Source organism: Stenotrophomonas sp. 169, from assembly GCF_014621775.1.
Lineage (GTDB): Bacteria > Pseudomonadota > Gammaproteobacteria > Xanthomonadales > Xanthomonadaceae > Stenotrophomonas.
The window spans coordinates 1,037,803-1,064,162 of record NZ_CP061204.1 but is presented as its reverse complement, the minus strand read 5'-3'; the positions used below and the strand labels follow the sequence as shown (position 1 = coordinate 1,064,162).

The 26,360-nt window shown below is 66.7% G+C and carries 19 protein-coding genes; 4 read left to right on the top strand and 15 right to left on the bottom strand.

The features are described from left to right. Positions 1-106: 106 nt before the first annotated feature. The 4 genes from ICJ04_RS04435 to ICJ04_RS04420 form a co-directional block, all read right to left on the bottom strand. Positions 107-943, bottom strand: coding sequence for a TrmH family RNA methyltransferase (locus ICJ04_RS04435; protein ID WP_188326342.1), 837 nt, complete (start codon positions 941-943; stop codon positions 107-109). Beyond that, positions 944-2,449 (bottom strand): alanine/glycine:cation symporter family protein, encoded by a 1,506-nt coding sequence (locus tag ICJ04_RS04430; protein ID WP_188326341.1) that lies wholly within the window; start codon positions 2,447-2,449, stop codon positions 944-946. 147 nt (positions 2,450-2,596) lie between these two features. After that, entirely contained in the window at positions 2,597-5,722 is a 3,126-nt protein-coding gene (locus ICJ04_RS04425) for an efflux RND transporter permease subunit (RefSeq protein ID WP_188326340.1), read from the bottom strand. Continuing rightward, complete coding sequence (locus ICJ04_RS04420; protein ID WP_188326339.1) at positions 5,719-6,873, bottom strand: efflux RND transporter periplasmic adaptor subunit; 1,155 nt, start codon at positions 6,871-6,873, stop codon at positions 5,719-5,721. Before ICJ04_RS04420 ends, ICJ04_RS04425 begins: the two co-directional genes overlap by 4 nt. A gap of 258 nt (positions 6,874-7,131) precedes the next feature. Here ICJ04_RS04420 and ICJ04_RS04415 point away from each other — a divergent pair, with 258 nt between their 5' ends. Beyond that, entirely contained in the window at positions 7,132-8,643 is a 1,512-nt protein-coding gene (locus ICJ04_RS04415; RefSeq protein WP_188326338.1) for an amidase, read from the top strand. A 62-nt stretch (positions 8,644-8,705) separates the two neighbouring features. Here ICJ04_RS04415 and ICJ04_RS04410 read toward each other — a convergent pair whose 3' ends face one another. Beyond that, positions 8,706-9,689 (bottom strand): LysR family transcriptional regulator, encoded by a 984-nt coding sequence (locus tag ICJ04_RS04410; RefSeq protein ID WP_188326337.1) that lies wholly within the window; start codon positions 9,687-9,689, stop codon positions 8,706-8,708. A gap of 209 nt (positions 9,690-9,898) precedes the next feature. On the opposite strand from ICJ04_RS04410, the gene cysK reads away from it, so the two are divergent. Both cysK and ICJ04_RS04400 read left to right on the top strand, forming a co-directional pair. Then, positions 9,899-10,858, top strand: coding sequence for a cysteine synthase A (gene cysK, locus ICJ04_RS04405; protein WP_188326336.1), 960 nt, complete (start codon positions 9,899-9,901; stop codon positions 10,856-10,858). Between the two features lie 135 nt (positions 10,859-10,993). Beyond that, positions 10,994-11,590, top strand: coding sequence for an O-acetyl-ADP-ribose deacetylase (locus tag ICJ04_RS04400; protein ID WP_188326335.1), 597 nt, complete (start codon positions 10,994-10,996; stop codon positions 11,588-11,590). Positions 11,591-11,650: 60 nt separating this feature from the next. Here the strand turns inward: ICJ04_RS04400 and ICJ04_RS04395 are convergent, their stop codons facing one another. The 9 genes from ICJ04_RS04395 to gap all read right to left on the bottom strand — a co-directional run bounded on the left by ICJ04_RS04395 (position 11,651) and on the right by gap (position 24,620). Continuing rightward, a complete protein-coding gene (locus tag ICJ04_RS04395) occupies positions 11,651-12,778 on the bottom strand; it encodes an ABC transporter substrate-binding protein (protein ID WP_188326334.1) in 1,128 nt (375 codons plus the stop codon). A gap of 129 nt (positions 12,779-12,907) precedes the next feature. Further along, positions 12,908-13,912: a class I fructose-bisphosphate aldolase gene (locus ICJ04_RS04390; RefSeq protein ID WP_188326333.1), complete on the bottom strand. Its 1,005-nt coding sequence runs from the start codon at positions 13,910-13,912 to the stop codon at positions 12,908-12,910. Between the two features lie 150 nt (positions 13,913-14,062). Next, a complete protein-coding gene (gene pyk, locus ICJ04_RS04385) occupies positions 14,063-15,529 on the bottom strand; it encodes a pyruvate kinase (RefSeq protein ID WP_188326332.1) in 1,467 nt (488 codons plus the stop codon). Between the two features lie 614 nt (positions 15,530-16,143). After that, positions 16,144-16,773: an HAD-IA family hydrolase gene (locus ICJ04_RS04380; RefSeq protein WP_188327198.1), complete on the bottom strand. Its 630-nt coding sequence runs from the start codon at positions 16,771-16,773 to the stop codon at positions 16,144-16,146. A gap of 60 nt (positions 16,774-16,833) precedes the next feature. Further along, positions 16,834-18,009, bottom strand: a complete 1,176-nt coding sequence (locus ICJ04_RS04375; RefSeq protein ID WP_188326331.1) for a phosphoglycerate kinase — start codon at positions 18,007-18,009, stop codon at positions 16,834-16,836. Positions 18,010-18,166: 157 nt separating this feature from the next. Further along, positions 18,167-19,525, bottom strand: a complete 1,359-nt coding sequence (locus ICJ04_RS04370) for a DUF3999 domain-containing protein (RefSeq protein WP_188326330.1) — start codon at positions 19,523-19,525, stop codon at positions 18,167-18,169. Beyond that, positions 19,522-22,212 carry a DUF2339 domain-containing protein gene (locus ICJ04_RS04365; protein ID WP_188326329.1) on the bottom strand — a complete coding sequence of 897 codons (2,691 nt, stop codon included), beginning with the start codon at positions 22,210-22,212 and terminating at the stop codon, positions 19,522-19,524. The genes ICJ04_RS04370 and ICJ04_RS04365 overlap by 4 nt, the downstream gene beginning before the upstream one ends. A gap of 89 nt (positions 22,213-22,301) precedes the next feature. Further along, complete coding sequence (locus ICJ04_RS04360) at positions 22,302-23,456, bottom strand: N-acetylmuramoyl-L-alanine amidase (protein WP_188326328.1); 1,155 nt, start codon at positions 23,454-23,456, stop codon at positions 22,302-22,304. Positions 23,457-23,615: 159 nt separating this feature from the next. Continuing rightward, a complete protein-coding gene (gap, locus tag ICJ04_RS04355) occupies positions 23,616-24,620 on the bottom strand; it encodes a type I glyceraldehyde-3-phosphate dehydrogenase (RefSeq protein WP_188326327.1) in 1,005 nt (334 codons plus the stop codon). Positions 24,621-24,811: 191 nt separating this feature from the next. Here gap and ICJ04_RS04350 point away from each other — a divergent pair, with 191 nt between their 5' ends. Continuing rightward, on the top strand, positions 24,812-25,441 hold the full coding sequence (locus ICJ04_RS04350; RefSeq protein WP_188326326.1) for an OmpW family outer membrane protein: 630 nt from the start codon (positions 24,812-24,814) through the stop codon (positions 25,439-25,441). 145 nt (positions 25,442-25,586) lie between these two features. On the opposite strand, the gene ICJ04_RS04345 is transcribed toward ICJ04_RS04350, so the two are convergent. Further along, positions 25,587-26,279: an aspartate/glutamate racemase family protein gene (locus ICJ04_RS04345; RefSeq protein WP_188327197.1), complete on the bottom strand. Its 693-nt coding sequence runs from the start codon at positions 26,277-26,279 to the stop codon at positions 25,587-25,589. Positions 26,280-26,360 lie beyond the last annotated feature (81 nt).

Here is a 26,360-nt window from a genome sequence, read left to right as displayed (position 1 = left end):
ATGTACCGGCCAACGCCATCGTCCTGCAGACTGCCAACACGATGGTGCTGCTACACGTTGCTCCTATGCCCCGACCCGGGGCATAGGGAAAGCACCGGCCGGTGGATCAGGAATTACGTGCGCCTGCCCACTGTGCGAGCAGGACGGCCGTGGCAGACGCCACATTGAGACTCTCAACGGCACCGGTGCCGGGAATGGACACCTGCTGTTCGCAGTCGGCGGCAAGCTGGCGGTCCATGCCCTCGCTTTCCGCGCCCATCACATAGACCAGGCGGTCCGGCAGCGAGGCGGCGAACACGTTGGTGCCTCCGTCCACCACCGTGGCGGCTAAGCCAAAGCCGGCCTGCCGCAGCATCCGCATCGCCTCGGCGGTAGCCGGCAGGCGGACCAGCGAAACCGATTCTGCCCCACCTTCGGCAACGCGGGCGGCCGCGCCGGAGATGCCCAACGTGCTGGTTTCCGGCAACAGCAGCCCGGCCACACCGAAGTGCGCCGCAGAACGCAGGATCGCGCCGAGGTTGTGCGGATTGCCTACCCCGTCAAGCCACAGCGCCACCGCAGGTCCCGCGGGCAGATCCTGCAGCCACGCTTCAAGGGTAAGCACCGGCGAGCGCTGCACGTCAGCGACGATGCCTTCGTGATGGGTCGTTCCGGAGAGCTTGTTGAGGTCCCCGTCTTCCACCACGCGGTAGCCGACGCGATTGGCCACACACCACTTGAGCAGCGGCTGCATGCGCGGGATCAGCGCCTCCAGCAGGTACACCTTGCGCACCGCCTGCGGCCGCTTGTTGAATGCGGCCAGCACCGCGTTGACGCCGAACAGCCGCAGCTCATCGGTGTTGCCGCGCCCACCGCCCGGCGGCGCCGGTGCTTCGGTACGCGGCAGCGGCGTTGCACGCGGCGGACGCGCGGACGGACGGCGGTTGTTCCAAGGATTGTTCACTTACGCAGCTTCCTGTTTCTTCTGCCAGAAATCGGCATTCTTGATACCCAATGCGACCGGATCGAAGGTCGGATCCAGGCCCAGTTTTCTCTGTCGCTCGTAGTCGCGCAACGCGATCATCGCCGGCTTCTGCACGATCAGGATGGCAACGATGTTCAGCCATGCCATCAGGCCCACGCCGATGTCACCCAGCGCCCAGGCCAGCTGCGCGTTGTGGAACGCACCGAAGATGACCATGCCGATGATGCCCAGGCGCAGGGCCAGCACCGTCAGCGGACGCTTGGCGTTGTTGTTGAGGTAGGTGAGGTTGGTCTCGGCCATGTAGTAATAGGCCATGATCGTGGTGAAGGCGAAGAAGAAGATCGCCACCGCAACGAAGGCCGCACCAAAGCCCGGGATCACGCTTTCCACGGCGGCCTGTGCATAGCCGGCGCCTTCGGCGATCCCCGCCAGCCCCTGGAACACCGGCTCGGCGCCAGCAACGGGCGAATACACGTTGTAGGTACCGGCGGCGAGGATCAGGAACGCGGTGGAGGTGCACACCATCATGGTGTCGAAATAGACCGCGAAAGCCTGCACGTAGCCCTGCTTGGCCGGGTGGGAGACTTCCGATGCCGCCGCCGCGTGCGGACCGGTGCCTTGGCCTGCCTCGTTGGCGTAGATGCCGCGCTTGACGCCCCACTCCACGGCCAGGCCCATCATTGCGCCAAAGGCGGCATGGGTACCGAACGCGCTGTCGAAGATGATGCCGAACATTTCCGGCACGCGATCCGCGTTGAGGATCATGATGGTGACCGCCATCAGGATGAAGCCGGCGGCCATGAACGGCACCACGATTTCGGCGAAGCTGGCGATGCGCTTGACGCCGCCGAAGATCACCACGCCCAGCAGCAGGGCGACGACGATGCCGATACCCAGCTTCAGCGCCTGCACCTGGTCCATGCCGAACGCCTGGCCATCGAGCGGACCGCACAGCGAGCTGCCGCGGCAGGAATTGATGATGCTGTCAGCGATGGCATTGGCCTGCACGCCAGGCATCAGGAAGCCGGCCGCGACAATGGTGGCCAGGGCGAAGGCCATCGCATACCACTTCAGGCCCATGGCCTTTTCGATGTAGTACGCCGGGCCACCGCGATACCGGCCCTCGGCATCCTTGGTCTTGTAGATCTGCGCCAGCGTGCATTCGATATAGGACGTCGATGCGCCGAGGAAGCCCATCACCCACATCCAGAAGATCGCACCGGGTCCGCCGAAGGCGATGGCCGTGGCCACGCCGGCGATGTTGCCGATGCCCATGCGGCCGGCCATCGACATGGCCAGCGCCTGGAATGACGAGACGCCGGCGTCGGATTTCTCACCGGCAACGGTCAGTCGGCACATCTCGAAGAAGCCGCGGAGCTGCATGAAGCGGGTACGGACGCTGAAATACAGGCCGGCCGCCAGGCACATGAAGATCAGCGCCTTGCTCCAGATGATGCTGTTGATGAAATGTACAGCTGCTTCCACGCGCTCTCTCCAGTCGGCGGAACAAAGGACGTCCCGTCGGCTGAAGGGAACCGCGTTGATTCTAGCTGGCGAACGGCCGCTAGTGACGGCCACTGACCGTCAATGTCCGGAAAACCTGACGGCCAGCGGCCGTCATTACCGGGTCTCTCAGGCGTGGCCGCCGACCGAGGGGGTGTCCTTTTCCTGCTTTTCCAGCTCGCGGGCCACCGCTTCCGGCGAGCGCGTGAACGGGGCAAGCCGGGCATAGAACGCCGGCACCACGAACAGCGACAGGAAGGTGGACAGGGTGACGCCGAAAATGATCACCACGCCGATCGTGCCACGGCTGGCCGAGCCAGGGCCGCCGGCCACGACCAGTGGAATCGCCCCCACCACGGTGGCGATGGACGTCATCAGGATCGGCCGCAGGCGCACCCGCGCGGACTCGATGATCGCCTCGCGCACCGTCCGCCCTTCGTCGCGCAGCTGGTTGGCGAACTCGACGATCAGGATACCGTTCTTCGCGGCCAGGCCGACCAGCATCACAATGCCGATCTGGCTGAACAGGTTCACCGTCCCCCCGCTCACCCACAACCCGACCAAGGCCCCGAGCACGCCCAGCGGCACGGTCAACATGATGGTCAGTGGATGGATGAAGCTTTCGAATTGAGCCGCCAGCACCAGGTACACCACCAGCAGCGCCATGGCGAAGGTCAGCAGCACGGCGCCACCGGAGCTCAGGTACTCGCGCGATTCGCCCTTCCAGCTCACCTGCGCGTGCTGCGGCAGCTCTTCGCGGGTGACGCCCTGCGCCCAGGTGATGGCCTCGCCCAGCGGGTAGCCCGGCGCCAGGCCGGCACTGATGGTGATCGAGCGCAGCCGGTTGAACCGGTTCAACGAGCCGGCTTCCGCCACTTCGCTCAGCGTGACCAGGTTGGAGAGCGGCACCAGTTCGCCGCCGCTGGAACGCACGCGGATCGCGGCCAGGTCGGCCGGTGTCGCCCGCCCGTCGCGGCCAGCCTGCACCAGCACGTCGTACTCTTCGCCGTTGTCCACGAAGGTGGTGACGCGGCGCGAGCCCATCATCGTTTCCAGCGCTGAGCCGATCGCCGTCACCGGCACGCCGAGGTCGGCCGCGCGCTGGCGGTCGATGTTCACGCGCATCTGCGGCCGGGTCTCTTTGTAATCCGAATCCACGCCGACCAGGCCGGGGTTGTCGGCCATGCGCAGCAGCACCCGATCACGCCACTGCGCTATCTCCGCATACTCCGGCCCGCCGAGGACGATCTGGAACGGCTGTCCGCCACCACGCACCAGTCCCCCACCGACCTGGGTGCGCACGCGCACGCCGCGCACGGTATCCAGCTCTTTCTGCAGTTCGTCGGCCACTTCCGGGGTGGAGGTCGTGCGCTCGCGCCACGGCTGCAGGAACACGCTGATGCGGCCGGTATGCATTTCCTCGCTGGAGCCCCAGCCGCCAGGCACGCGCGGGTTGGCGCGGGCGATGGGCTGTTCGTCGCCTACATGGCGCGCCACGATCGCTTCCACCTGCTGCACCTGGCCGACGGTGTAGTCGAAGCCCGCCCCTTCCGGACCGTCGATCATGATCTGGAACGAGCCGCGGTCTTCGGCCGGGGCCAGTTCGGAAGGCAGCGACTTGATCAGCACCCAGCTTGCCGCCAGCGCGGCGACCATCACCAGCAGATAGACCCACGTGCGGTCGACGTGGCGATCCAGCACATTGCCATAGCCGCTGGCGAGCTTGTCCAGGTTGCGGTTGATCACGCCGTACAGCCCGCGCGGCGCCTTGCCGGAATGCGGCTTGAGCAGCTTGGAAGCCATCATCGGCGTCAGCGTCAGCGCAACGAAGGCGGACAACGCGACCGCGGCCGCCAACGCCACCGCCAGTTCGCGGAACAGGCGTCCGGTATTGCCCTCCAGGAAGCCAACCGGCAGGAACACCGCCACCAGCACGGCCGTGGTGGCGATGACCGCGAAGGCCACCTGCGCGGTGCCGCGCTTGGAGGCCACCAACGGGGGCTCACCCAGGTCGATGCGACGTTGTACGTTCTCCACCACCACGATCGCGTCATCCACCACCAGGCCGATGCACAGCACCAGCGCCAGCAGGGTGAGCAGGTTGATCGAGAAATCGAACGCGTACAGCGCGATGAAGGCCGCTACCAGGCACACCGGCACGGTCACCGCCGGGATCAACGCGGCACGGAAACTGCCGAGGAACAACCAGATCACCACCAGCACCAGCAGCATCGCCTCCACCAGCGTGGCGTAGACACGATCAACCGCGGCCTCGATGAAGGTCGTGTTGTCGAAGGTGACGCCGATCTGCGTACCCTGCGGCAGCGTTTCGGCGATGCGATCGGCCTGCTCACGCGCTGAGCGGGTCACGTCCAGCGCGTTGGCGGTGGAGGTCTTGACGATACCCAGTCCGACGCCGGGCTCGCCGTTGCTGCGGTAGTAGGCGCGCCGTTCCGCCGAGGCCAGCTCGATCTTGGCCACATCGCCCATCCGCACCACATAGCCGTCGCTGCCCTTGCCCAGCGGAATGGTGGCGAAGTCCGCAGGCTTCACGTAGTTGCGCTCCACGCGCAGGGTGAAGTCCCGATCGGCCGATTCGATGCGGCCCGCGGGCAGCTCCACGTTTTCGTTGCGCAGGGCGGTCTCGACGTCGCCGGTGGTCAGCCCACGCGCTGCCAACTGGTCGCGGTCCAGCCATATCCGCATCGCATAACGCTGGCGGCCACCGATGCGCACTTGCGATACACCGTCCAGGCTGGCGAACCGGTCCACGACGTAACGCTCGGCATAATCGCTCAGTGCCAGCGTGTCCATGTTCGACGAAGACAGGTTGAACCAGATGATGGCCTCGTCGTCGCTGTTGGCTTTTTCGATCTCCGGCGCGCGTGCCTCGTCGGGCATGCGGTCGGCCACGCCACTGACCGCGTCACGCACGTCGTTGGCGGCGGCTTCGATGTCGCGGTTGCTGGTGAACTCCAGGCTGATCTGCGCACGGCCATTGGTGCTGCGCGCGTTGATCATGTCGATGCCTTCGATACCCGACAGGGAATCTTCCAGCACCTGGGTGACCCGGCTTTCAATCACCGCCGCCGACGCGCCGGGGTAATCCACCGATACCGACACGACCGGCGGGTCGATGGCCGGCAACTCGCGCAGGGTCAGCCGGGTGAACGACATGATGCCCAGCACGATGAGCAGCAGGCTCATCACCACCGCGAACACCGGCCGCTGGATGGAGATGTTGGAGAGTTTCATCCGCCGTTACCCGCCGGTGCGACCGGGGTGACCGGTGCCGTCGGGGCGTCGGCTGCTGGCGCTGGCGTCGCCGGCGGAGGCGTCATTTTTTCCGGTTCCGGCGCCGCGACGGGCGCGACCTCGCGCGCCTCCACCTTCAAGCCGGGCCGCAGTTTGCCAGTGCCATCGATGATGATCCGCTCGCCGGGGCGGATGCCCTGCTTCAACTCGACCACGCCGGCACGGCGCGCACCGGTCATCACGTCGGCGCGTTCGACGGTGCTGTCGGCCTTCAGGCGATAGACGAAGGACTCGCGTCCGACCTGCACCACCGCGATCTCCGGCACGATCAGCGCCTGGCGTTCCGGGCGATAGATGTTCACGTCCAGCAGCATGCCGGGGCGCAGCGCGTGGTCGCCGTTGGCGAAATCGGCGCGCACGGTCACCGCACGTGTGGACGGATCGACGCGGGCATCGATGGTGGTCACTTCACCTTCGAACGTACGGCCCGGCCACGCCACACTGGTGGCTTCCACTTTGTTGCCGTTGGCCAGCGAGGACAGCTCGGACTCGGGCACCTGGAAATCCACGTGCATGCGCTCGATGTCGTCCAGCGTGGCGATGGCGGTGGTCGGGGTGACCAGCGAGCCGGGGCTTACCTGGCGGATGCCGAGCACGCCAGCGAAGGGCGCGCGCACGTTGCGGTCACCGATCTCGGACTGCATCTCCGCCACGCGGGCCTCGGCCGAATCGCGGATGGCTTTCTGCGTATCCAGCGTGGAACTGGCGACCAGCCGCTGCTGTGCCAGCTCGCGCTGCCGACGGTACAGCTGATCCGCTTCAGCGAACGTCGCTTGGGCCTGGGTCAGTGCAGCCTGCTGTGCCTGCCCGCGCAGGGTCACCAGCGGTGCACCGGCGCGCACTTGTTGGCCGCTGTCAAAGTGCACCTGTTCAATGATTTCGCTGACCTTGGCGGTGATGGTCACCGACTCGCGTGCTTTTGCCGTGCCCAATGCCTGCAACGTATCGCTCCACGCGGCCATCTCCACGACCTGCGCGGTGACCGGCACATCGGCAGCCTGGCGGCGTGCCGCCTCCGGTTCGCCCTTGCACCCGACCACCATCAGCAGGGCAAGACCGGCAGCCGTGCCCATTGCGAAACGTCCCAACATGAAAGATCCCGCCTTCTGCATGACCGCCGAGTGTAGGGGCCAGCGTGCGAAGACCGTATGTGCCAAGCGTTTACCGTCATGTGCACGGCCTGCGGTGGCGGCCGGAACCCTTTCCGTGCAAGGGCTTGGCGCGGCGTATCGCGATGTGTCGGGATGTGTCGGGCCTTGCCGCGTCAGCTCAACGGCGCATGTGCCTCTGGCCGGCGCGCCGGGCACCGTCCATGTTGAGGGTGTCCTGCCACCTGGAAGGCCCTCACCATGGCACCCATCAATCGTCGACAGTTCCTGGCCGCCGCAGCATCCGCCGCCGCATGTACCGCGAGAGGGGCGGCGACGCCACGAAGCCCGGCACGCGCGCCCTGGCAGCTGACGGCGCGCCAGGCCGCGACACGCCTGCGGGCGGGCACGCTGACGTCGACGGCGCTGGTGCGCAGTTGCCTGCGTCGGATCGACGAGGTCAATCCACACGTCAATGCCCTGAACTTCGTCGATGCGGAGGGCGCGCTGCGCGCTGCCGCTGAAGCCGACAAGGCACTGACCGAAGGGCGCAGCAGCGGCCCGCTGCACGGAATTCCCGTCGCCATCAAGGACAACACCGATGTGCGCGGCCAACCGATGACCAACGGCGTGGTTGCACTGCGTGACAACGTCGCCATCGCCGATGCGCCGCAGATCACCCGCCTTCGCCAGGCCGGGGCGGTCCTGCTGGGCCGCAGCAACACCCCCTGTTTTTCTTTCAGCTGGGATGCCCGCAACGATCTGCATGGCACCACGTGGAATCCCTGGAGCCCCTTGCATACACCCGGGGGATCCAGCGGCGGCGCGGCCTGCGCGGTGGCGACCGGCATGGTGCCGCTGGCGCAGGGCAACGACATCGGCGGATCCATCCGCTACCCCGCTTACTGTTGCGGCGTTCCGGGCCTGCGCCCCACCCCTGGCCGGATCCCTGGCCTGTTCAGTCCTGTCCGTGGCGAGGACGCGCTGGGGCTGCAACTGATGTTGGTCGAGGGCCCTATCGCACGGTGCGTCGACGATCTTCGCCTGATGCTGGACGGGTTCAGCGGTTTCGATCCGCGCGTCGCCGGATCGATCCCACTGCCCTTCCCGGGCAGTACCGGCAGCCAGCCTCCGGTGATCGGGGTGTTGCGCGAGGATGCCATCTGTCCCCGCTCGGCCACGGTGAGCGCGGCACTGGAACGGGCCGTGATTGCCTTGCAGGCCGCCGGCTACCGGGTGCAGGAACTGCGCGTGCCGGAACTGGAAGAGGCGTGGCGGTTGTGGTGGTTGCTGGTGATGGAGGAAACGCGTGCCTTGTTGCCGGACATCGAGCGCGATGGTGACGCACCCATCAAGGCGTGGATTCGCTACAACTACGCCATCGCCGCCGAAATGTGGGGGCCGCATCCCACCCTGTCCGACTACATCCGTGGCTACACACGCAGGGCCGCGCTGATCGGCCGCGTGCAACAGACGCTGCAGTCCTATCCGATCCTTCTGCTGCCCGTCGCCAACGACGAACCGATGCTGCACGGTCAGCATTACGCCTCGCTGCCGGCGGCACGTATGGCCATCGCATCCGGCTGGCCGTTGATGGCGTTACCTGTGCTGGGCTTCCCGTCGCTGGTCGTGCCAACCGGGCTGGCCGAGGGTCTGCCCACTGGCGTGCAGCTGATGGGCAGGCGGTTCCATGAGCAGGACGTCCTGCGCATCGGCGAGGTGATCGAAGCCGCGATGCCCCGATTGACGCCGATGGAGCCTGTCGGCGGCTGACGGGTGGGGCCGGGGATGCGACCCCGGGGCTGACGGCCAGCGGCCGTCACTACCGGGCTTCCTCAGGAGGTGATGGTCTGGGTCAGCGATTCCCAGGTCGGCGGCAGCGGCCACGCAGGCGCCTGGTTGCCGTCCAGCACGCGGCGCAGGTCGCGGGGGTCGATCTGCGGTGCCAGTACGTGCACCAGTTCCAGCGCGTAATCACGCAGCACACGGTCGCGCGGCAGCACGGCCCAGGCAATGCACTCGGCGATCGGTGCAGGGGCAACCCAGGCACGCAGATCGTGATCGGCGGCGCTCACGGCCATTTCAGCCAGCAATCCCACGCCCAACCCGCTGCGCACATAGGTCTTGATCAGGTCTGCATCCAGCGCCGTCAGCGCGATGTCCGGCGTGAGCCCGGAGCCGGCGAATGCACGCTGCAGGGACGAGGCCGTGCGCGTGGAGGATTCGTAGCTGACCAGCGGGTGCGCCGCCAGGTCCGCCAGGTCCGGCGCGCGTCCGGTCCGGTCCAGCGGGTGGCCCTTCGGCACCAGCACCAGCCGGCGCCAGCGGTACAGCGGCACGGCGATGCCTGCACTGGGCTCACCACCGGCCGTGCTGATGATCGCAATGTCCGCGTCCCCTTGGCTGAGCAGGTCCAGCGCATCGCTTTCGGCGGCCTGCTGCAGGTGTACGCTGACCTGCGGATAGGCCTGCTTGATCCGCGCCACCGCCGGCGGCAGCACGAAGCGCGCCTGCGTGTGGGTGGTGGTCAACACCAGTTGCCCCTGGCTTTCGCGACGCTGGTTGGCCGCATAGGTGCGGATGTTGTTGGCCTCGCCCAGCACCGCGCGGGCGCGGCTGATCACCTCAACCCCGGCCGGTGTCACCGATTCGAGGCTTCGGCCCCGGCGCACGAACAACAGGAAACCCAGCTCGTCTTCCAGCTGCTTGAGCTGCTTGGACAAACCGGGCTGGGTGGCATGCACGCGTGACGCGGCGAGCGTGATGTTCAACTCGGCGTCGGCAATGGCCACCAGATAGCGAAGCTGGGTGAGCGTCATGACGGTGCGGGCAGGTGGGAAAGGGAGGAGAGATCCACTGTAGGGCAGATGTCATCACCAGCTTATAACCAAATGTTGTTTAAGACAGGTATCTGGTCATTTCCTGCTGTCATATGGCAGCGCTACGGTCAACCGGCCAGGGCGGATGGCAGCATCCACCGCCTTTCCTTTCCCTCCGCGCATGGCGCGGCACGTCCCCGGAGCGCCCCATGGCCCTGTACGATTCCATCCTCGACACCATTGGCAACACCCCCATCGTCAGGCTGCAGCGCCTGGCACCGGACCACGTCACCTTGTACGCAAAGGTGGAATCGTTCAATCCGGGCGGCTCGGTGAAGGACCGGTTGGCGCTGGCAATCATTCTCGACGCCGAGCAGCGCGGTGTACTGAAGCCCGGTGACACGATCGTGGAAGCCACGTCGGGCAACACCGGCGTCGCACTGGCCATGGTGGCCGCCGCACGCGGCTACAAATTCGTCGCCACCATGGTCGAGACGTTCTCCATCGAGCGCCGCAAGCTGATGCGCGCCTACGGTGCCAAGGTCATCCTGACGCCGGCGGCCGAACGTGGCAGCGGCATGGTGCGTCGGGCGGAAGAACTGGCCAAGGAACACGGCTGGTTCCTGGCCAGCCAATTCGCGAATCCGGCCAATCCGGCTTACCACCGCAATACGACCGCACCGGAGATCCTGCGCGACTTCGCCGGCAAGCGGCTGGACTATTTCGTCAGTGGCTGGGGTACGGGCGGCACCCTGACCGGCGTGGGCGAGGTGCTGAAAGTGGCCCGTCCGCAGACCCGCATCGTGGCGACCGAGCCGACCGGCGCGGCGCTGTTGAAGGGCGACGACTGGAAACCGCACAAGATCCAGGGCTGGACCCCGGACTTCGTGCCCGAGGTACTGAACCGCGATGTGGTGGACGAGCTGCTGACGGTGGACGACGACCGCGCCATCGCCACCGCCCGTCGGCTGGCCGCCGAAGAAGGCATCTTCGTCGGCATTTCGGCCGGTGCGACCCTGGCCAGTGCGCTGGACGTGGCCGACCGCGCCGAACCGGGCGCGGTCATCCTGGCCATGCTGCCGGACACCGGGGAGCGCTACTTCTCCACGCCGTTGTTCGCCGACGTCAATGAAGGCTCCGACGACGAGTGGCTGGCCGGTCTGCCGTGAGGACCTGATCGCCTGTTCTTTTACTGTTCGCACCGTGTGAGACGGTCATGACGCAGCCTGCATGCAGCCCCCGGTACGGTGGCGCATGCAACGCGGGCCGTTGCGCCGTTTCAACGACATCCAGGAGAAGTACGCATGAAGATCGAAGTGTGGCAGGGGGACATCACCACCCTGGCGGTGGATGCGATCGTCAATGCGGCCAATGAGTCCCTGCTGGGTGGCGGTGGCGTGGACGGTGCGATCCACCTGGCAGCGGGCCCTGGCCTGCTGGAAGACTGCGAGCGACTGCCGCAGGTTCGCCCCGGTGTCCGCTGTCCAACCGGTGAGGTCGTGACGACAGACGCGCACGCCCTGCCCGCCCGCTTCGTGCTGCATACCGTCGGTCCGGTGTGGCATGACGGCCAGCGCGACGAGCGCGCCCTGCTGGCCAACTGCTATTGGAAGTCGCTGCAACTGGCTGAAAAGCTGGGAGCGCGTTCGATTGCCTTTCCGGCCATCAGCTGCGGCGTGTACGGCTATCCGCTGTACCGTGCCGCCGAAGTAGCGGCTACCGAGACCCTGGCCTGGCAGCGCAGCCATCGTGAGCCGCGCCGCATCATCCTGGTGGCCTACAACACCGCCACCTTCAAGGCTTACCAGCAGGCACTGGCAGCTGCCGGGCAACCGCTTGGCGACGCGGAGTCGAGCAGCTGGGCGGAGCGTATGCATGCTCCGCTCGCCGCGATGGCGTGACGACCGGCGGTCGCCACGCCTTCTGAGAGCCCTACCGCGAGCGCGGTCGCCCCTTCGCGATCAGGGAGTGTCCACGTCCACTGCCTCGGCGACCGGCACGGCGACATCCGCATTGGCGGCATCCCGCAGCGACAGTGATTCGCCGCCTTCATTGCTCACGCGCACCTGCACCACGGCCTGGCGTTCTTCCAGGCTCGCAACCACCAACTGGTAGCGGCCGGCCGGCAGGTTGGCCTGCAGGCGTGCGTTGGTGCCGCTGCCGCCATCGTCGTCACTGAGATCGATGGTCGGTCCGTTGAGCTGCAGGGTGGTGTCCACCTGGTCAGACAACGCATCGATCCGCACGGGGCCGGCCTGCGGCACGTTCAACATGAAACGGCGCTCGCCATCTTCCCGGCTCAGCAGCGCCTGCACGGTGATGCCCGGCGAGATCGTGGTGCCGTCGGAGGACACGATGTCAGCCGACAGCGCAGTGTTCTTGACGTCCAGGCGGAACTGCCCGCTGCTGCTGTCGTCGATCGACTTGACGGCCAGCGTGTAGGTGCCCGGCTCCAGCATCAGGTTCATGCGTGAATTGGTGGAGCTGCCGCCGTCGTCGTCTTCTTCATCCACGTTGGGGCCATGCAGCTCCAGCACCGTATCGAACGCGCCGGAGGCCAGGTCGATCTGGTACAGGCCGGCCTTTTCGACCTGCAGGGTGTACTCCTGACGGTCCGACGCCAGCAGGTCGACGATCTGCCCGCTGCCGACCAGCGGCTTGCCATCGTAGGGCACTACTTCGGCTGCCTGCAGGCGATAGGGGCCGTACGCGGATGCGCCGTCACCGTTGACTGCCACGCGATAGCGACCTGCGCCGTCGGCACGGAAGGTCACTTCCACCGGCCCCTCTTCCGAGGCTTCACCGCGCGTCACCAGCGTGCCGTCTTCGCGGAACACCGACAATGCACCGGACAGGGCGCCGCTCAGCTTCAGCGAGACCGCCTGCTTGTCCTTCAGTTCAATCGCGTAGAGCTGGTAGCGGCTGCCATCGCTGAAACTCAGCGGGCTGGCCGAGGTGATCTCACCGACGGCCGTCTTGTCGAATCCGAGTGACGCCGCCTTGGCACCGTAGGCGCCTGCCTGCTTCAGTCCACAACCGCTCAGTGCCAATGCGAGCCCAGCGGCCAGCAGCGTCGTTGCAATACGCATGAATGTTCTCCCTGGCCTGTAAGGGAAGTACCGCGGGTCGGCCAGGCCCCGGGATGGCGACACCATACCCGGAAAAAACAAACGCCGGCACATGGCCGGCGTCTGCAGTGCATCAGGGGACGGCAGGACTCAGCCGTTCCACTTGCCCAGGGCGGCCTGGCCGTTTTCCTTGGCACGCTCGTACACGGTCTTCTGTGCGGCGGCGTAGTTGGCCTTGGTGTCCTTGCCCCACAGCGCCAGCGCGGCCTGCTGCATGGCACGGCCATAGGAGAACGTCAGCGGCCACGGCAGGTTGCCCATCTGGTTCATCAGGTTGAGGTGCTCGGTGGACTGCTCGTCGCTCTGCCCACCGGACAGGAACACCACGCCCGGCAGGATCGCCGGCACGGTGCTCTTCAGGCACATCACGGTCGACTCGGCGACTTCCTCGGCGTCGGCCTGCTCTTCGCAGTCCTTGCCGGAGATGACCATCGAGGCCTTCAGGATGGTGCCTTCCAGCAACACGTTCTGCTGGTACAGCGCGTCGAACAGCGAACGCAGGGTCGCCTCGGTCACTTCGTAGCAGGTCTCGATGTCGTGGTCGCCATCCATGATGACTTCCGGCTCGACCATCGGCACCAGGCCACATTCCTGGCACAGGGCGGCATAACGGGCCAGCGCATGGGCGTTGGACTCGATGCAGGTGCCCGACGGGATGCTTTCGCCGATGTTGATGACCGCACGCCACTTGGCGAAGCGCGCACCCAGCTTGTAGTACTCCTGCAGACGCTCACGCAGACCGTCCAGGCCTTCGGTGACCAGCTCGCCCGGGCAGCCCGCCAGCGGGTGTGCGCCCTTGTCGACCTTGATGCCCGGAATCATGCCGTTGTCGGACATGTACTTGGCGAACGGCACGCCGTCCTTGGTGGACTGACGGATGGTCTCGTCGAACAGGATCGCGCCGGAGATGTGCTCGTTGAGCTTCGGCGTGGTCAGCAGCAGTTCGCGGTAGGCGCGACGGTTCTCTTCGGTGTTCTCGATGCCGACGCTGGCGAAGCGCTTGGCAATGGTGCCGGTGGATTCGTCGATCGCGATGATGCCCTTGCCCGGGGCGACCATGGCCTGGGCGGTTTCAGCCAGCTGTTCGATGCTCATGTACTTCCTGTGGCGGGTGCGGGAAAAACGTGATTATAGCCCGCGCACGCCGTGACCTCGACGTGGAGGTCGGATGGAAACGATTCCAGACCATCAGCACGATCAGGCCGGCTCCCCTCTGCGGACAGAAGGGAGCCGGCCCGTGCGGGGTCAGAGCTCGCCCAGCCCCTTGGCCGTGCCGTCCACGCCGACTTCCAGCAGGCGCAGCGTGTTGGTGGCGCCATGGGTTTCCATGTGCTCGCCACTGGTGAACACGACGCGGTCACCGGCTTCCAGCAGGCCGGCGTCGGCCAGCAGGCGGATGCTGCCACGCGCCGCTTCACGCGGGGTCAGGCCGCGGCTGTCGAAGTTGATCGGGAACACATCGCGCATCAGCGCCATCTGCCGGCGCGCGCCGTCATGGCGGGTCACCGCGAACACCGGCGCGGAGGCACGGAAGCGCGACAGGTAACGCGCGGTGCCGCCGGACTCGGTCATTGCCACGATGGCCCGCACGCCCACGTGCTGCGACAGGAACATGGTGGCCATGGCGATGGCCTGGTCGGCCCGTTCCAGGTTGCGCGGCGAGGCACTGAAATCGGTCTCGGTCTGGAACTGGCGTTCGGCACCCAGGCAGATACGCGCCATCGCTTCGACCGCCTTGACCGGGTACATGCCCGCGGCGGTTTCGGCCGACAGCATCACCGCGTCGGTACCGTCGATGACCGAGTTGGCCACGTCCAGCACTTCGGCGCGGGTCGGGATGGGGCTTTCCACCATCGACTGCAGCATCTGCGTGGCGGTGATCACCACCTTGTTCTGCGCCAACGACGCCTTGATGATCTTCTTCTGCAGGCCCGGCAGCTCGGCATCGCCGATTTCCACGCCCAGGTCACCCCGTGCCACCATCACCACGTCACTGGCGTCGACGATCTCTTCCAGGTTCTCGATGGCTTCGGTGCGCTCGATCTTCGACACCAGCGCGGCGTAGCAGCCGTGCGATTCGGCGATCTCGCGGGCATCGTTCATGTCCTGCGCGTTGCGGCAGAACGAGACGGCGATGAAGTCCACGCCGATCTTCGCCACGATGCCGATCAGTTCTTTGTCGCGCTCGGTCAGCGCGCCCAGCGACAGGCCACCGCCCTGCTTGTTCAGGCCCTTGCGATCCGACAGCACGCCGTCGTTGAGCACGGTGTTGATGATGCGCTCGCCCTGCACTTCCACGACCTGCAACTGCATCAGGCCGTCATCCAGCAGCAGCACATCGCCCGGACGCACGTCCTGCGGCAGGCCGAGGTAGCTCACGCCGACCTGCGTGGTGTCACCGGCCGGTACGTTGGTCGCCGCCACCAGGTCGAAGCGGTCGCCGGCCTTGAGATGGATCTTGCCTTCGGCGAAGCGCTCGATACGGATCTTCGGGCCCGGCAGGTCGGCCAGGATGCCCACTTCCACGCCCACGCGGGCAGCGGCGGCGCGCACTTCGGCGGCACGCTTGGCCTGACCGGACGGATCACCATGGCTGAAGTTCAAGCGAACCACGTTGACGCCAGCGCGGAAAAGCTCCTCGAGGATGCCCGGCGGATCAGTGGCTGGGCCGAGGGTGGCTAGGATCTTGGTGCGACGCTGACGCTCGAACATGGTGGATGGGCTCCCGTTAAAGCAGAGAAATTAGCACATCCTTCACACGTCATGTATGCGGTTACATCGTTGCAGCGCCTCGGTCTGCCCGATGTCTGCAAGACAATACGGGTCAGCATTGTGAAAGCAGGTTTGTCCGCAGCGCATGTGGGCGCTGCCTGGGCGCCGCCGACCCATGGTCGGCGAGCGCGCAGCGCGGCCTGCGTCCGGTATCGCGATGCCAGACGCATTCCGCCGAGCGTGGCTCGGCGCTACAGGACTGCCGGTCACCCGGTAGCGCCGACCCGTGGTCGGCGAGCGCGCAGCGCGGCCTGCGTCCGGTATCCCGATGCCGGATACATTCCGCCGAGCGTGGCTCGGCGCTACACGCCTGACGGACGCGTGGACGCCGGCCACCCGGTAGCGCCGACCCATGGTCGGCGAGCGCGCAGCGCGGCCTGCGTCCGGTATCCCGATGCCGGATACATTCCGCCGAGCGTGGCTCGGCGCTACACGCCTGACGGACGCGTGGACGCCGGTCACCCGGTAGCGCCGACCCGTGGTCGGCGAGCGCGCAGCGCGGCCTGCGTCCGGCACCGCGATGGCGGATACATTCCGCCGAGCGAGGCTCGGCGCTACGGGAGCAGGGTCAACAGCGCCGTGGGCGCTTCTGCCAGCGTGCCTGCGCCGGCGGCCTGCAGCTCATCGGCACCACCAAACCCCCACAGCACGCCGATGCTGCGCAGTCCGTGATGGCGCGCCCCTTCGATGTCCATGCGGCGGTCACCGATCATCCAGCACTGCGCCGGCTGCACTGACAGCCGCGACAGCGCCTCAGCCACCAGTTGCGGTTTGCTGCTGCGTGACCCATCCGCCGTGGCACCGATCACATCCTCAAAGCAGTCCCCGAACGGCAGGTGCTCGACGATGCGCCGCGCATGCGGCTCGTTCTTCGCCGTCACCACCGCCAGCCGATGACCGCGCGCCTTCAGCGCGCGCACCACGTCTTCGATGCCGTCAAACACCGCATGCTCATTCCAGCCGTGCGTTTCAAAGCGTTCGCAGTACAACGCGACGGCCTGCTCGACCTTCGCCGCATCGTTGAATACCGGACCGAAGCTGGTCCGCAGTGACGGGCCTATCCAGCTGCGCAGCGACTCCGCCGGCGGCGCCGGATGCTGCATCTGCTCGAACGCATGGGTGATGCAGCGGGTGATGCCCACCTGCGAATCAATCAACGTGCCGTCGAGGTCGAAGAACAGCATCTCATGGCCCGCATCGGCCAAGCGCGTCTCGACGCTGGCCGTGGTCAGGTCGTCCGACACTTACGCACCCCGCGCTTCGAGCGCGGCCACCGCCGGCAGGGTCTTGCCTTCCAGGAACTCCAGGAACGCACCACCACCGGTGGAGATGTAGCTGACGTCGTCGGCGATGTGGAACTTGTCCACGGCGGCCAACGTGTCACCGCCACCGGCGATCGAGAAGGCCTTGGAGGTGGCGATCGCGCGCGCCATTGCCTCGGTACCCTTGCTGAAGGCTTCGAATTCGAACACGCCGACCGGCCCGTTCCAGACCACGGTTCCGGCCTGCTGGATCAACTGCGCGTACTGCGCCGCCGTCTGCGGGCCGATATCCAGGATCAGGTCATCTTCGGCCACCGCGTCGACCGCCTTCACCGTCGCTTCGGCGTCCGGCAGGAACTGCTTGGCCACCACCACGTCGGTCGGCAGCGGGATCTCAGCGCCCCGCGCCTTGGCATCGGCCACGATCTTCTTCGCGGTATCCAGCAGGTCAGGCTCATACAGCGACTTGCCGACCGGGTATCCGGCCGCCGCGATGAAGGTGTTGGCGATGCCACCCCCCACGATCAACTGGTCCACCTTGCCGACCAGGCTGGCCAGCAGCTCCAGCTTGGTGCTGACCTTGCTGCCGGCGACGATGGCGAGCAGCGGCTTGGCCGGCTCTTTCAGGGCCTTGGCCAGTGCATCCAGCTCGGCCATCAGCAGCGGCCCACCGGCAGCCACCGGGGCGAAGCGGATCACCCCATGGGTGGAGGCCTGCGCACGGTGCGCCGTACCGAAGGCATCCATCACGAACACGTCGCACAGCGCGGCGTACTTCTTCGCCAGCGCCTCGTCATCCTTGCCCTCGCCCGCGTTCATGCGGCAGTTTTCCAGCAGCACGATCTGGCCCGGCTGCACGTCCACGCCGTCTACCCAATCGCGAATCAGCGGCACGTCACGGCCCAGCAGCTCCGACAGGCGGGTGGCGACCGGCTGCAGCGAGTTTTCCTCACTCCACTGCCCTTCCTGCGGGCGGCCGAGGTGGGACGTCACCATCACCGCCGCGCCCTGTTCCAGTGCACGCTTGAGCGTCGGCAGCGAGGCCGTGATGCGCTGCTCGGAGGTGATCTGGCCGTTCTCGATCGGAACGTTCAAGTCCTGTCGGATCAGCACGCGCTTGCCGGCAAGGTCGAGATCGGTCATGCGGACGATGGACATGGGCAACTCCTGGTCGATGGTAGGGGCGCCGCGAAGGGCGCAGCCCACTATTGTCCGGGGTGTCACGACGCATCGCAAACCGGGATAGGTGATTGACGTCTGCACGCCATTGCGTCGCCGCGCAGGTTTGACGGCCAACGGCCGTCCCTACCCTCGGTCAGGCGTCCGCAGGCTTCTGCCGCAGCACGCTCAAGGCCAGCCCACCGACCACCAGCACGCCCAGGATCAACAGCGACCACAGCAGCCATCGCTTCCAGTCGCGCGGTGCCTGCAATGCCGCTTCACCTGCCAGCACCTCCGGCGGCCCTTCCAGGCGCGCCAGGCTCGGCTGCCACTCCGGTCCATTACGTGAACGCAGGTCAGCAATCACCACGCCCACCGGTGCGTCCTGCCGCGATGCGGTCGCACTGCCCACGGCCAAGGCATACGGCGCGGCCCCTTGGCTCAGGAACATCAGAACTTCGGGACGGTACCCCAGGCGCAGCAGCGGAACGGTGGCACTGTTCGCCGGATCAGCCACCAGCTTCCAGTAGCGATCCCGCGTCGTCTCGCCGAGCTCGCGCGGAGGCGACTGCTGCTGCCCGGCCGCGTCCGCCTGCACCTGATACGCCACCCACGGCGCCGTGCGGCGTTGCCAATCCGCGCCTGGATCATCGCGACTGAAGGCCGTCCATTGCACCAGGCTGTTGCCGGTGGTTGCCACGTCCAGCCGACCGATCGGGAAGCGACCGTCCAGCTCGAACTCGAACGCGCCATCGGCCTGTTGCTTCGGCTGCAGCGTCAGCCACTCCCAAGGAATCGTCGCCGGTGCCGGCGGCACCTCGGCCAGCACGCCGCGCAACGCCGGCAGTGCCTGCGCATCGTTGCCCAGCACGCGCACGTAGCGCGCGCCATGGCCGATCTCGATCCGCCGTTGCAGCAGACGCTTGCCGGCCCGCTGCAGATCCACCAGCGGCACCTGCGCATCGATCTGCTGCCAGTTGCGCAGATCATCGCTGACATCCACCTGCACGTTGACCTGCAGCGGCTGCTCGCGCTCGGCCCAGTCCAGTACCAATGCCGCCAGCGGTTGCTGGCCCAGCACGCTGGCGTCGATCAGCCAGCCCGCCGAGGGACCTGTGCCCGTGCTGGCGCCCACGCGGGCTTCCACACGGCGGACGCGGCCATCGGCATCGCGTTCGGTGAGCAGCTGCAGATCGTTGCGGCTGCGCGCATCCAGTGCCGGCAGGGCGAACCACGGCAGCTCACGCTGCACCGGCGGCTGCGCAAGGGGCTGGTCCGGCGCCAGCAGGGCGGACGGCAGCGCCTGCCCGGTCGCGTTGTAGACCTGCACATCGGCCAGCTGCGGCGACCACGCACGCCGGTAGATTTCCGGCTCCAGTACGACCCGATACGCACCGGACTGCTCGCTGGACAAGCGCAGCGGCCATTGCTCGACATACTGCTGCCGGTGCTCCTGGGCCAGCGCGGCAGGGGTCACGCACAGCGCCATCATCAGCGCCATCCAGGTCTTCATGCAGCTTCCTCCACGGTCTGCGACGGGCGCGGGGGCGCCGGCGCGAAGTAGCCCACGACCGTGCACAGCAGGCCGTAGGCGATGAACGATGCAATGCCCAGCAGGTTACCCAGGTGGTTGCGATCAATCAGGATCAACTTGGCCAGCACCACGGCCATCAGCACCGCGCCGACGGTCCACAACACCCGCTGGCCGCGGCGCGAGCCCCACACCCAGGCAATAACGCCCAGCACGCTCCACACCACGGTGAGGCTGGTCTGCGCGAGGCTGGACGACCACAGCGCGTCATTCCAACGCACATCGCCCCAGTGGTGCACGGCGTGCAGGGTCACGCTGGTGATGGCGATGAATCCGGCGATGGCCAGTACCGGCACGCGGATCCGCTGCAGCACGGCCGGTGCCTGCGTCGAATACAACCAGCGCGCGGCCAGCAGCAGCATGACCCACTGCGCGAGTTCGGACGGATTGACCACCGGCAGCCACGGCAACGGATCCGGCCAGCCCGGCACGAAGTGCAGGAACAGCCAAGCGATACCCAGCACGCCGAACAGCACCATCTGCAGCAACGGACGTGCGGGATCGAACGCCGCCCCCAGTGGCTGGCTGATCCAGCGCCAACGGTGTATGGTCAGCGCTACCAGCACGATCCAAGGCAGCAGCACCATCACAATCTCCCAGCCCTGCGCGATGTTGAGGCGGCTGGCCACCTGCTGCAGCGCAAGTGACAGCACGCACGGCCACAGCAGCCACCACAGGAACTGCGCCACCCGCGCCAGCGTGCCCGCGCCCTGGCGCAGCGCATGCAGCGAACGGGTGCCGAGCACCGCGACCAGTGCCCATGCCAGGCCGCCATACCCCGCGAACGGCTGGCGGTGCATCGCCACCTGGGCCAGCAGCAACGGGAAGGCCAAGGCGAGCATCGCCAACGTGGTCAATCCGAGCGCACGCGCCGGCTGCCGGCGGTGCACTTCCGCTGCCAGCCAGCCGGTCAGCGCCGTCAGGATCAGCAGCGCAGCCGGTTCATGACGGCTGGGCAGGAAGCGCAGGCTTTCGGCCGACAGCCCCACCAGCCACCACGACAGCGCCCACAGGTAATACACCAGCGCGATGCTGTCGCGACCGTGGCGACGATAGCTCCACGCTGCGGCAAAACCGGCCACGGCAATCAGCAGCACGCCCATCGCGGTGGGATTGAGCAGGAAGCGTGCGTCGCCGTCCCAGTAATCGGCACCGGCCACGAACGCAAACGCGGCGGCGATCTGCAGCAGCGCACCACTGATCTGCGGCAGGCGGCGCTGCTGGCGCAGGCCGAGCCAGACAAGCCCGGCGCCTTCCAGCGCGAAGATGGCACCGGTAACGCGCGCGGACAGGGCCAGTGGCACCGCCAGCGTGGCAAAGCCCACCGCCAGTACTGCGTGCGACTGCGCCAGCACCGCGAACGAGCGGCGATGGATCAAGGCGCGGGCCAGCACGGCATACAGCGCTGCCACGCCAACCGCGATGCAGGCCAGCAGCATCGGTTGGTCATGCAGCATCGCGGCCTGCAGCGAGAACGCGACCAGCGGCGTGCCGAACACCAGGCTGCCGTCGACCAGGTCGCGCTTCTCCGCTGGCTGGCGACGCGCGTACAGCAATGGGATCAGCAGATAGAAGACGAAGAACAGCACGAGGAACGGCTGCGTGCTTGGCAGGTCCTGCGGCCGGTACTGCAGCACGCCCCACGCGATGCCGATGCCGAAGGTGAACACGAAGCCGAGCAGGTTCAGCACGCGCCACGGACGGAACCAGGCAATGGCGAAGATGCCCGCGTTGAGCACGGCGTAGTAACTGAAAAGGCCAACGTGGTTGCCGCTGCCGGTGGACAGCCAGAGCGGCGCCATGAAACCGGCCAGGATGCCCAGCACCGCCAAGGTGCGCGAATCCTGCACCACCGCCAGCACACACAGGCCCGCGACCAAGGCGATGCTGGCGATGAACGCCGGCAGCGGGTCGACCAGATGGTAGATCTTGAAGGCAGCGAACACGGTCAGCAGCAGGACGCCGATCGCCCCGCCCTGCAGCGCCAGCGCGAACAGGCGGCGGCTGCTGCGCTGCTTCCAGCCGAAGACCAGCAGGCCCAGCGCACCTACCGTGATGCCGGCCAGGCGCAGCTCGATCGGCACATCCAGCAGGCCCTGGTCACTTACATATTTCAGCAGCGCCGCAACGCCAGCCAGCAGCACCAGCATGCCGATCTTCACCGGCACGTTGCCTTCGGTGAACCAGCGCTTGGCAGCGCTCAGCGCGCGCTCCACCGCATTCGGGCCGGAGGGCGGCGGCGGTGCGACGTAGGCGGGCTGCGGCGTGGCCTCCTGGGTGCCGGGCGGAAGCGGCGGCGGCGCGGCAACGGAGGCGGCGACCTCGCGCACGGGCGGCGCGACCACCGGTCGCTCGACATCATCCGCATCGGCAGCCGCTGCCTGCACCGGCCACGGCTGGATCGGCGGCAGCGGATCCCACGTGGCCGAAACGGGAGCGGCCGCATCAGCGATGGGCTGCTGCGCGTGCGGTGATGCCTCACGCCCCAGCAGGGCTTCTTCCAGAACGCCTACCCGGCGCCGCAGGCCGGCGATCTTCACCAGGGCGACCACCAGCAACAACGGAATAGCCAGCAGCACCAGCACCAGCATGACAATCAACGCTTCCATTCAACGGCTTCCTGCTGTCGCTACGGGGCCACGATGGCGCCGACGGGCCGTGCCATGCTACGTCAAGCCGGGCCTGCTGGGCGCGCTGGTCACTGGCAGACGCGTTCGCCCCCTGCACCGCCCCCCTGCTGGAACGCGTCATAGCCCTCGCGCAGGCCCTCGGCAACGGCCGCCTGGAATTGCGGATCCTGCAGTGCAGCCGCGTCCTGCGGGTTGGTGTGGAAGCCAAGTTCGATCAGGATGGAGGGCGCCAGTGCAAGGCGGATTTCACCGAAGTTGCCGGTGCTCGGCTGCACGCGCACACGATAATCGGCATAGGCCGGCACCTGCCGGATGGCATCGCGCATCTTGCACAGCAGCACATGCCCCAGCCGCTGGTCTTCGCTGCGACCGGACTGATGGAAGGCCATCATGCCAGTAGCCAATGGATCGGCGGCATTGGTATGCAGGTGCACCAGCACACCGGCCCCCACTTCATTGGCCATCAGCGGGCGGCTGCGGATATCGTCGTTGTACTCGCGCAGCGGCGTGCTGCGGTCGGCGTAGCTCTGCCAGATGTCCGGGCGGTCTGGATACAGCGCCTGCGCGTGATAGCGGGCGGCCATCTGCCACCAAGGTTTACCGGCGACCGGATGCAACGCCGTCTCCACCGAGCGCGAGAACGCCCAGCGCACCTTTTTTCCATCCAGGGCGTCCGCGAATTTCTGGGCGAACTGCGGCGTCACCAGATCTTCGATCATGCCGTTTGTGGGCGGGCGCTGCAGGTACCACGTGGTGCCGCCGTGCAGGTACCAGCCATGGCTGGCTGAAATGAAAACGTCGACCCCTGATGCCGCCTCATCGAGCGGATTGTGCGCACGCGGGCGCGCCGGCGGCGACGGGAAATAATGTTCAAGGCGGTGGCCGTTGAAGCGGAATTCCAGCGACGGCGGCATGGCCCCCTGCTGCTCACGCCGCAGCATTACCGCCAACCGGATCGCCTGCAGGCGCGCATCCAGCTCGGCCGGTATCTGCGGGCCACGCACATCGGCGAGCAAACGGCTGCCCAGCTCAACGGTCCAGCTGCCATCGGCAGCCGTGGAAGCGCGGACCGTGCCGGTCGAAGGTGCGAGCGGCCGCTCCATCTGCTGCACGATCGCCGCCACGATACCCGCATCGTCCGCCGGGGCAGCCGTCGCCCCCTGCACCGTTGCAACAACGCAGAACAGCCCTGCAGAAAGCAGTGGGAAGAGAGGGTTCGACATGGCGGTGCCTTACGAAGAGGAGCGACAGATTTAGCATCCGTGGCGTGTCCTCGGCTGTCGGAAAACCGCCTGTCGCGTGGGCTTCGTGATCGCCGACACAGGCCTGAAACGACGAACCCCGGCATCGGCCGGGGTTCGCGTATCACGTGGTGAAGCGGCTTACTTGGCCGCGACGACCTTGGCCATTTCCAGGCACTTGTTGGAGTAGCCCCACTCGTTGTCGTACCACGACACCAGCTTGACGAAGGTGCTGTCCAGCGCGATGCCGGCATCGGCATCAAACACCGAGGTGTGGGTCTCGCCGCGGAAGTCGGTGGCCACGACCTTGTCTTCGGTATAGCCCAGGATACCCTTCAGCGCGCCTTCGCTCTGTGCCTTCACTTCGGCGCAGATTTCGGCGTAGGTGGCTTCCTTCTCCAGCTCGACGGTCAGATCGACCACCGACACGTCCGAGGTCGGCACGCGGAAGCTCATGCCGGTCAGCTTCTTGTTGAGTTCCGGGATCACCACACCGACGGCCTTGGCCGCACCGGTGGACGAGGGAATGATGTTCTCCAGGATGCCACGGCCACCGCGCCAGTCCTTGTTGGACGGGCCATCGACGGTCTTCTGGGTGGCGGTTGCTGCATGTACGGTGGTCATCAGGCCGCGCTTGATGCCCCACTTGTCATTGATGACTTTGGCCAACGGCGCCAGGCAGTTGGTCGTGCACGAGGCGTTGGAGATGATCGCCTGGCCGGCGTAGGTCTTGTCGTTGACGCCGTAGACGAACATCGGCGTATCGTCCTTCGACGGCGCCGACAGGATCACCTTCTTCGCGCCCGCATCGATATGCTTCTGCGCCGTTTCTTTGGTCAGGAACAGGCCGGTGGATTCGATCACCACGTCCACGCCCACTTCGTCCCATTTCAGGTTGGCCGGATCACGCTCCTGGGTCAGGCGCACTTTCTTGCCGTTGACCACCAGGTGTCCGCCATCAACCGATACCTCCGCCTTGAAGCGGCCGTGCACCGAATCGTACTTCAGCATGTACGCCAGGTAATCCGGCTCCAGCAGATCGTTGATGGCCACGATCTCGATGTCGTCGCCGAAGTTCAGCACCGCCGAGCGCAGGACGTTGCGCCCGATGCGACCGAAACCGTTGATACCAACCTTGATTGCCATGTTGATGAGCTCCTGCGGCCGCGCACGGCGCGGCGGGATGGATAAGGCCGGTTAGTCTAGCAAACCGCCTTCACTACCGGCGGACAGGACGCGCCAGCCCTCGCGCCCGCCAGGGATTTGATCCGGATCAAGGCGTTGCGTGCAGGGCGGGCAGAGACTGCGGGCATCAACCCCGCAACGAGACCTGCACCATGCGCCGCACCGCCCCCCTGATGATGGCCACCCTGGCCGCCGCTTCGGCCCTTACCGCCGCCCCTGCCATGGCCCAATCCAAGGGCGACTGGACGCTGTCGGCCGGCGTCCACCAGGTTGCGCCGAAATCCAATAACGGCACCTTGGCCGGCGGTACGCTGAAGCTGGACGTGGACAGCGACATCAAGCCGACGATCACCGGCGAGTACTTCATCGCCGACAATCTGGGCATCGAAGTCCTCGCCGCGCTGCCGTTCAAGCACGACATCCGCATCGCCGGCCTGGGCCGTGTCGGCAGCACCAAACACCTGCCGCCGGTGGTCACCCTGCAGTACCACTTCAACAGTGCCGGCAAGGTATCGCCGTTCCTCGGTGCCGGCATCAACTACACCACGTTTTTCAGTGAAGAGACAGGCGGTGCACTGGCCGGCAGCACGTTGAAAATGGACGATTCGTGGGGCCTTGCCGCGCACGCGGGCGTGGACTTCGCCCTCAGCGAAAAAGCCGCCCTGCGGGTGGACCTGCGCTGGATGGACATCGACAGCAAGGTCAAACTGGATGGCCAGGACCTGGGCACCGTCAACATCGACCCGCTGGCGTATGGCGTGTCGTACGTCGTGAAGTTCTGACCGGCGGCGGCTGCTACCTCTGCAGTACCGGTAGAGCCGGCTTCAGCCGGCTGGGCCTTCCCCATGAAATGCCCCGCCGAGCACGGCTCGGCGCTACCGACGCTGGGCCTTCCCCATGAAATGCCCCGCCGAGCACGGCTCGGCGCTACCGCTGCGCCAGCAGATGCTGTGCGGCCGCCTGCGCGTGCAGCGCCGTCGTGTCGAACAGGGGCACGCCGGCATCGTCATCCGCAACCAGCAACATGATCTCCGTACAGCCCAGGATGATCCCCTGCGCGCCGCGTTCCACCAGCCGCCGCATGACCCCGCGATAGGCCTCCCGCGAGGCCGGCAGCACGTGGCCGCGCACCAGCTCTTCATAGATCACCCGGTGCACCAGCACACGATCTGCTGCATCCGGCACGACGACCTGCAGGCCGTGCTGGCGTTCCAAACGGCCCGTGTAGAACGCCTGCTCCATGGTGAACGCGGTGCCCAGCAGTCCAATGCGCTGGATACCTGCCGCTTTCACCGCCGTGGCGGTCGGGTCGGCGATGTGCAGCAGGGGAACGCCGATAGCGGCCTGCACGGTATCTGCGAGGCGGTGCATGGTGTTGGTGCAGATGACGACCGCGCTGGCGCCGGCAAGCTCAAGCTGTTGGGCCGCATCGACCAGCAGCGTGCCTGCGCCATCCCAGTCGCCTGCGGCCTGCAGCGCCTCGATCTGCGCGAAATCGAAAGACCACAACAGCAGCCGCGCCGAGTGCACGCCCCCGCGGGCCTCCCGCACCTGCTCGTTGATCAGCCGGTAATACTGCGCGGAGCTTTCCCAGCTCATGCCGCCAATCAGGCCGACCATGGTTTCTGACACGCTGCTCTCCTCGACTTCCTGCGTAAGCCAGCATACCGCTGCGTGAGTCCGGCCCCCCGCTTTTCGGGG

Coding starts and splice junctions, on each gene's coding strand:
- ICJ04_RS04395 (WP_188326334.1), bottom strand. CDS start 12,778: ATGCGTATTGCAACGACGCTGCTGGCCGCTGGGCTCGCATTGGCACTG.
- ICJ04_RS04420 (WP_188326339.1), bottom strand. CDS start 6,873: ATGTTGGGACGTTTCGCAATGGGCACGGCTGCCGGTCTTGCCCTGCTG.
- ICJ04_RS04360 (WP_188326328.1), bottom strand. CDS start 23,456: ATGTCGAACCCTCTCTTCCCACTGCTTTCTGCAGGGCTGTTCTGCGTT.
- ICJ04_RS04410 (WP_188326337.1), bottom strand. CDS start 9,689: ATGACGCTCACCCAGCTTCGCTATCTGGTGGCCATTGCCGACGCCGAG.
- ICJ04_RS04370 (WP_188326330.1), bottom strand. CDS start 19,525: ATGAAGACCTGGATGGCGCTGATGATGGCGCTGTGCGTGACCCCTGCC.
- ICJ04_RS04425 (WP_188326340.1), bottom strand. CDS start 5,722: ATGAAACTCTCCAACATCTCCATCCAGCGGCCGGTGTTCGCGGTGGTG.
- ICJ04_RS04400 (WP_188326335.1), top strand. CDS start 10,994: ATGAAGATCGAAGTGTGGCAGGGGGACATCACCACCCTGGCGGTGGAT.
- pyk (WP_188326332.1), bottom strand. CDS start 15,529: ATGTTCGAGCGTCAGCGTCGCACCAAGATCCTAGCCACCCTCGGCCCA.
- ICJ04_RS04365 (WP_188326329.1), bottom strand. CDS start 22,212: ATGGAAGCGTTGATTGTCATGCTGGTGCTGGTGCTGCTGGCTATTCCG.
- ICJ04_RS04345 (WP_188327197.1), bottom strand. CDS start 26,279: ATGGTCGGCCTGATTGGCGGCATGAGCTGGGAAAGCTCCGCGCAGTAT.
- ICJ04_RS04415 (WP_188326338.1), top strand. CDS start 7,132: ATGGCACCCATCAATCGTCGACAGTTCCTGGCCGCCGCAGCATCCGCC.
- ICJ04_RS04390 (WP_188326333.1), bottom strand. CDS start 13,912: ATGAGCATCGAACAGCTGGCTGAAACCGCCCAGGCCATGGTCGCCCCG.
- ICJ04_RS04350 (WP_188326326.1), top strand. CDS start 24,812: ATGCGCCGCACCGCCCCCCTGATGATGGCCACCCTGGCCGCCGCTTCG.
- gap (WP_188326327.1), bottom strand. CDS start 24,620: ATGGCAATCAAGGTTGGTATCAACGGTTTCGGTCGCATCGGGCGCAAC.
- ICJ04_RS04380 (WP_188327198.1), bottom strand. CDS start 16,773: ATGCTGTTCTTCGACCTCGACGGCACGTTGATTGATTCGCAGGTGGGC.
- ICJ04_RS04375 (WP_188326331.1), bottom strand. CDS start 18,009: ATGTCCATCGTCCGCATGACCGATCTCGACCTTGCCGGCAAGCGCGTG.
- cysK (WP_188326336.1), top strand. CDS start 9,899: ATGGCCCTGTACGATTCCATCCTCGACACCATTGGCAACACCCCCATC.